The organism is Blautia sp. HCP3S3_B11, from assembly GCF_052064435.1.
In the GTDB taxonomy this organism is placed as follows: Bacteria; Bacillota; Clostridia; order Lachnospirales; family Lachnospiraceae; genus Blautia_A.
This window is the reverse complement of record NZ_JBQHVP010000058.1, coordinates 1-791: the sequence shown is the minus strand read 5'-3', so window position 1 is coordinate 791 and position 791 is coordinate 1. Positions and strand designations below refer to the sequence as shown.

Below are 791 nucleotides of genomic sequence, written 5' to 3'. Positions count from 1 at the left end.
AAACACAATTGCTACGTGAGCAGTTAGTGCATCATAAGATAAACTGTGACACTCTCCAATCAGGTTGAGCATGGACTTACAGGTTTTGAAGAAAACTTCAATCTGCCAGCGTTTTCCATAAATCCGAATGATTTCTTCTTCGCTAAGAGATGTATCAGTGCAGATGAAAGCAAGCCAATCCTTACGATTAGCCTTATTTCGAACACATACGATTTTGGCAGGGATTGGATTTTCTTTTCCTACGATGACATCAACAGAAAGAAGATATTTGGATCTGCCACGACGCTTTTTGTTCTTAGAATAGATTTCCTTGATGTTAAGCTGCTCGTCATTGTAGGTATACTTGATCCGACTGCTTTTCTTGATCATGGCAATCACATCCATTCCTTTGCGCTTGATTGCCGTAATCTGAGCAGGATTAGAGAACCAGGAGTCGAAAAGAACGTATTCCGCAGATAATCCGGCAGAAACGGCTGTATCAAGCAGTGTCAGCATTGCTTCAGGGGCCTTGGTCTGGGCAAGTTTGCGACGTTTTCCGGCGAGAGTTCTCTTATCAAATGCTTTTACCGGGCCGATGATGTTTGATTCCTTTGACGAAGCAAGAAGACAGCTATTAACAGGAATAAGCGTATTTCCATCGCTCCAGCTAAGTGTCAGCATACGGTATCCCTTTTTGTAATTCATCCCAGTATGGTCAAAGACTTTAGAACCCAATTCAGTTTTTTTACAACTGGTACGATTGAAAAGACTGTCATCAATGATGAATACATTCTTACGAGAGGCATCGGTAA

The 791-nt window shown here is 41.7% G+C and carries 1 protein-coding gene; it reads right to left on the bottom strand.

Translation table 11 applies throughout. The annotated features are described in order from the left end of the window. On the bottom strand, nt 1–791 hold a 791-nt coding region (locus ACTNC0_RS18220; protein WP_441088490.1), incomplete at both ends, for an IS4 family transposase.